Source organism: Psychrobacter sp. T6-1, assembly GCF_052258445.1.
Genome location: NZ_JBQQFC010000141.1, coordinates 1 through 6,039, shown reverse-complemented (window position 1 = coordinate 6,039; position 6,039 = coordinate 1). Strand labels below are relative to the sequence as shown.

Genomic DNA, 6,039 nt, shown 5'->3' with positions numbered 1-6,039 from the left:
CAAAGTGCTGAACAACAAAGTGCTGATAGCAAGTCTGAAGCTATTGATGCTGACTTTGACTTTAGCAATTATGGTTATGAGCCTTTGAGCGCTGACTATTTAGCGCGTTTTGAGGCGATGACTCAGGCTGTCAGTCAATTTGCAGCAGCCCAAGGTAAGACGAAAGCGACGCCTAAAGCTATCGGTAAACGTGCCAGTAATGATCCACGTGGTCAGCATCCTGATTACCAGGCAGATATCACTACTGATGGCGAGTCATCAAACTCAGTGGAAGCTGAGCGGACTGAAGCTGAGAAAAATGTGGAGGCAGATGAGGTTGCGGCGAGTGCGCTTAGTAGTCAAGAACAGGCAGACGACGTGACTTTAGATAGCGAGCAGGCACTACTAGCAGATGCAGATCAGAGTGAGACTGATGAGGCGCAAGACGCAGCCGATTCTAGTGACGCGGCTGACATTGTCGATGACGCGCAAGCGAGTAAATCAAAGACAACCATCGCCAGCTACAAAAACATGATTGAAAACGTAGCAGAGCAATTATTGCCGCAAACGGGCATGTTTAATCTGACGACGCCAAAGGTGCCAAAGGCACGCACGCGTAAGCCAAAAACAGAGCATAAGAAGCCAACGCAGGCAGAACAAGCGGACGCTAACGGCTCAAATGAGGAGCGCTCAGATGACAACGATAGCACAAGCTAATCGTTAACTGACAAAACCAAGCCCCAAAGCTCATATGAGTTTTGGGGCTTTTTTGTGCTCTATAGAAATAAAAAAACGTCTAAAATCTGGTAATAATTAATGAGCCGCCGACTTATCACCACCGCGCATTTTACCGATAATAGTAAAGATAGCAACAATGATAGCACCGATGATAAAGCCGATAACACCATTTAATAATGCGGTCGTTACGCTCTCAAATATACCCGTCAAGTGTGCCAAATCCTCTACGCCATGATGCAGAAAATCAATACCATGAACTAAGATGCCACCACCAACCAAGAACATAGCTAGCGTACCTGCAATCGACAAAAACTTCATAAGTTTTGGTGCAGCGGCAAACATAATTTTGCCAAGTTTTTGTTTGAACGTGCCCTCTTGCTCCATTAAGTGCAAGCCTGCATCGTCTATTTTGACGATACCAGCTACTAGGCCATAGATACCTATTGTAATCGCAACTGCGAGAATAGACAGCACCAAGCTTTGCTGCAACAACGTGGCACCAGCAGCAGAGCCCAAAGCGATGACGATAATCTCAGCTGACAAAATAAAATCTGTACGTATAGCGCCTTTGATCTTTTGTTTTTCAAAAGCGACCAGATCAACGGTTTCATCCGCATTAGCAGCGAGCCGTGCTTCGTGCTCCTCATCATGCGGCAGGGCATGGGGCCAAAACCTATGAATAACTTTTTCAGCGCCTTCATACACCAAGAATAGACCGCCACACATCAGCAAAAAGGTCACCAAAGGCGGATAAATAGCACTGATTAAGAGGGCAGCAGGCACCAAAATCAGCTTATTGATAAAGGAGCCTTTTGCCACCGCCCAAATAACTGGCAACTCGCGGTTTGCTTTGACGCCGCTGACCTGCTCTGCGTTAAGTGCCAGATCATCACCCAATACGCCAGCGGTTTTTTTGGCAGCGACCTTTGTCATGACTGACACATCATCTAATATCACGCTAATATCATCGAGAAGAGTTAGTAAACTGGCACCTGCCATGGACGTTCCTTAAAATATGAGAGTTAGATTAGAATTAAAAGTGCTGTAGCAGCGCAACACTCACGACATACACTTTTACTGATATGGTGCTTTTTAATCCTTTGTACTACAACCACATCGCTGTTTGCAACAGATTACCTAGGCACAAAGCGATATGACATAGTATAAATGTATCTAATAGCGGTAACTAAAGCGAGACACTGGGTACGATACTTGCAGGCAAAATACAATAGCCTTTAGTTTCAATAGATTAAACTATGCTAATATATTCCCTCTATTTTGTTTTTTGCAAGCGCTGTCTTTTGCAAGTACTGGGGCGGCTGTAATAATCGCTACAACCCCTTGTTCTCATAACTATTTACGACTGTTTTATACTTAATCGCCTAGGTCTATAGACCTACAGGACATCTCTATGAGCCTATTTTCTTTATCAACTCTTATCAAAGCTAAGCCATCTATGACTCAAAAATCTTTTGCTCAAAAAAATCTACCTGCCGCTATGGTGGCGGCGCTTTTGACAGTCGCTATCACGGGTTGTTCAAACAATACGGCTGATACTACTAATAATTCTAGCATCATTAGTAGCGCACAAGCGCAAGAGAGTCAAACGCCTATTGCAACCGATAGCGACGCCTCAGTCGTGCAAGCACTACAAAGCAACTTACAGACCTCTGGTATTGAAGGCACTATTATATCGGCTATCCCTACAGATATGGACGACATCTATTGGGTGACAGCTGAAGGCTTGCCAGCATTTTTTACCGATAAGGCGGGCAAGCATATCATTCAAGGGCAGATTGTCGCTGTGGGCGGCGCTGAACCTATCGACATTAGCGGCGCTCTCATTGCCAATTCAGCAAAACAGGCATTAGCCGCAGTCGATAAAAAAGATATGGTTATATTCCCTGCTACTGGGGAGACAAAATCTGTCGTTTATGCTTTTACTGACGCTGATTGTGGCTATTGCCGCAAGCTACATGAAGAGATGGCAGATATCAATGCGCGCGGTATTGAGGTGCGCTACCTAGCATGGCCGCGTAGTCAGGAGTCAGTCCCCAAGATGGAGTCTGTATGGTGTAGTCAAGATCGCAAAGCGGCAATGAATCAGGCAAAGATGGGCGCTAATGTACAAGCGCCAAGCTGTACTAACCCTGTAGCCGATCAAATGGCACTTGGCGCAAGACTTGGCGTACGTGGAACGCCCGCTATCTTTACCGAATCAGGTCAACAAGTGGGTGGCTACTTGCCCGCCGATCAGTTAGCGCAAGCGGTTGCCGCTGCCAATTAATCATCATCTATAAATGGTATACAATAGGCGTTATTAGCGCTCGTCGGTATGATACGATAGAGCCGCTAATCGCGCTAAAATAATACTTTTTTTAGTAGCATTATTTAGTTCTGTTTAATAACCTAAACCTACCTCTTGAGGATACTGTGAGTAAACCCATCAAATTAGCGATACTTGGCCTAGGGACTGTAGGCACTGGCGTAGTCCACCTAATCAACGACAACCTAAACGAGCTTAAACGCCGCAGCGGTCGCGACATTATTATTACCGAGGTCGGTACGCGCCGTCAGCGTGATGATATAGATAGCAGCATTACGCAAAATGCTGATCTGATGACGGTCGCTAGTAGCGATAATGTTGATATCGTCATAGAGCTCATCGGCGGTACTACCCTTGCCAAAGACGTCATTATGCATGCGATCAAAAACGGCAAGCATGTAGTGACCGCTAACAAGGCGCTGCTCGCAGAACACGGCAACGAGATTTTTGCTTTAGCAGAAGCAAACGGCGTACATGTCGCTTATGAAGCCGCAGTCGCAGGCGGTATACCGATTATCAAAGTTATGCGCGAGGCGCTCGCCGCTAATAGAGTAGATTGGCTTGCAGGTATCATCAATGGTACAGGCAACTTTATTATGACTGAAATGCGCGATAAGGGCCGCCCCTTTGATGACGTATTAGCAGAAGCACAAGCACTAGGTTATGCAGAAGCGGATCCGACCTTTGATGTTGAAGGTATCGATGCTGCGCACAAATTGGCGCTACTTGCCTCCATCGCCTTTGGTATTCCGCTACAGTTTGACAAAGTATACTGTGAGGGCATCACAGGTATCACCTTACAAGATGTTAATTACGCCGAAGAGCTCGGTTACCGTATCAAACATTTAGGTTTTGCAGTACGCCGTACAGGCGAGCAAGACAATGCAAGTCAGGGCAATGCAGATGAAGATAATGCCGGTATTGAGCTGCGCGTACACCCAACACTCATTCCACAAGATGCCTTACTTGCCAATGTCAATGGCGTCAAAAATGCCGTGCTAGTCAACTCGCACCCGCTGGGGCAAACCTTGTACTGTGGTGATGGCGCAGGCGCAGGCGCGACAGCCTCTGCGGTGATGGCAGACGTTATGGATTTGGTACGCGTTTTGGGCAGTAATGATGACTCAAATAGCGCTAACAACAGCCAATATGTTCCGCATTTGGCCTTTATTCCAGAACAGCTCTCTGATACGACAATACTACGTGCAGAGCAGATGACAACAGGCTACTACTTGCGTGTCCATGCTTTTGATCACCCAGGCGTGTTGGCCGATATCACTCGCATACTTAGTGATGCTGGTATCAATATCGATGCTATCTTGCAAAAGCCTGCGCATAAGTTAGGTCAAGTGCCTGTTATCATCTTGACTTTGCCTGTCGTTGAGTCGCAAATGAACGTCGCGATTGAAAAAATAGAACAGCTTGAATCTATCACAGATAAAGTGGTTCGTATTCGCCTTGATGAATTATCATAAGTAATTAAATTAGTCTTGTGGCTGAGGCTTTTGGTCAAGATCAGTACCATTTAGCCCACTAGATAGTCAGCTTACTTGATTTACACTCAAGCGGTACGCATTATAATGGTACCGTTTTTTTAATAAAATAAGTATAGGATAAATAAAATGTCAAATGACTCGATTGTAATTGTAAACGGTGCGCGCACCCCAATGGGCGGTTTTCAAGGCGCATTAAAAGACGTAAGCGCTCCAGATCTAGGCGCAGCTGTCATCAAAGCGGCGGTTGAGCGTGCTGGTATTAGCCCTGATAAAGTTGATGAAGTCATCATGGGTTGTATTCTAAGCGCAGGTTTGGGTCAAGGCCCTGCTCGTCAAGCGATGCGCAAAGCAGGTCTACCTGATGCTACTGGTGCCATTACTATTAACAAGCTATGTGGATCTGGTCTAAAAGCAGTCATGCAGGCGCATGATGGTATCAAGGCTGGCAGTATCGATATTGCAGTTGCAGGCGGTCTTGAATCAATGACGAATGCGCCCTATGTCATGTCTGGATCTCGTAGCGGCTATCGTATGGGGCATAAAGAAGTCAAAGATCATATCTTTATCGATGGCCTAGAAGATGCCGAAACGGGCAAATTGATGGGACATTTTGCGCAAGAGATGGCAAATGAGAAAGGCTATACTCGTGAGCAGATGGATGAATTTGCTATTGAATCGCTCAATCGTGCGCTTACAGCCATCAAAGACGGTCATTTTAAAGATGAGATCACGCCAGTGACTTTTAAGACCCGTAAAGGCGAGCAAACGGTCGATACCGATGAAGAGCCAGGTCTTGCCAATGCAGAACGTATTCCTACCTTGCGCCCTGCTTTTGCTAAAGATGGTACGATTACCGCCGCTAACTCAAGCTCTATCTCAGACGGTGCGGCAGCTGTGGTACTAATGAAAGAGTCACAAGCGCAATCTGAAGGTTTAGACTTTCAAGCTCGTATTGTAGCGACCGCTTCTCACTCACGCCATCCGAGTGAATTTACTATTGCAAATATCGGCGCAATTAAAAATCTACTGCCAAAGGCCGGCTGGAGCGTTGAAGATGTCGATCTTTGGGAGATCAATGAAGCCTTTGCTATGGTGACGATGGCCACTATGGACGAGTTCAATCTTGACCATGCCAAGGTTAACATTGAAGGCGGCGCTTGTGCACTTGGTCACCCTGTAGGATCATCAGGAGCACGTATTTTAGTAACACTTATTAATTCTCTAAAACGTACTGGTGGCAAAAAAGGCGTCGCTACTTTATGTATTGGCGGTGGTGAGTCTGTTGCAGTCGCTATCGAAATGGCATAACGTAAGCTACTTTAAAATTTAATGTCAAATTAAAAACCGCATGGGCTATAAGCTCATGCGGTTTTTTGTGGTCAAACTCCTCAGAATACTTGCATTTGTCTATTGTTGTAAAAAAGCGTTAATTTATACCCTAACCTTGTTATAGCTTTTACAGCCTATTACACGCTTTTACCTTGAGTGCACACTTTGCTA

4 protein-coding genes and 1 pseudogene are annotated in these 6,039 nt (G+C 45.7%); 4 read left to right on the top strand and 1 reads right to left on the bottom strand.

Going from position 1 to position 6,039, the window contains the following annotated elements; all coding sequences use genetic code 11:
- Positions 1 to 696, top strand: a pseudogene (locus ACTXGO_RS08580) (Rne/Rng family ribonuclease); the annotation flags it as partial.
- Positions 697 to 792: 96 nt separating this feature from the next.
- On the opposite strand, the gene ACTXGO_RS08575 reads toward ACTXGO_RS08580, so the two are convergent.
- Positions 793 to 1,716, bottom strand: a complete 924-nt coding sequence (locus tag ACTXGO_RS08575) for a DUF808 domain-containing protein (protein WP_443542408.1) — start codon at positions 1,714 to 1,716, stop codon at positions 793 to 795.
- A gap of 457 nt (positions 1,717 to 2,173) precedes the next feature.
- Here ACTXGO_RS08575 and ACTXGO_RS08570 point away from each other — a divergent pair, with 457 nt between their 5' ends.
- From ACTXGO_RS08570 to ACTXGO_RS08560, 3 genes are all read left to right on the top strand, one after another.
- Positions 2,174 to 3,004 (top strand): thioredoxin fold domain-containing protein, encoded by an 831-nt coding sequence (locus ACTXGO_RS08570; RefSeq protein ID WP_443542406.1) that lies wholly within the window; start codon positions 2,174 to 2,176, stop codon positions 3,002 to 3,004.
- 146 nt (positions 3,005 to 3,150) lie between these two features.
- On the top strand, positions 3,151 to 4,518 hold the full coding sequence (locus tag ACTXGO_RS08565) for a homoserine dehydrogenase (RefSeq protein ID WP_317200735.1): 1,368 nt from the start codon (positions 3,151 to 3,153) through the stop codon (positions 4,516 to 4,518).
- A gap of 147 nt (positions 4,519 to 4,665) precedes the next feature.
- Complete coding sequence (locus ACTXGO_RS08560; RefSeq protein ID WP_443574053.1) at positions 4,666 to 5,847, top strand: thiolase family protein; 1,182 nt, start codon at positions 4,666 to 4,668, stop codon at positions 5,845 to 5,847.
- Positions 5,848 to 6,039 lie beyond the last annotated feature (192 nt).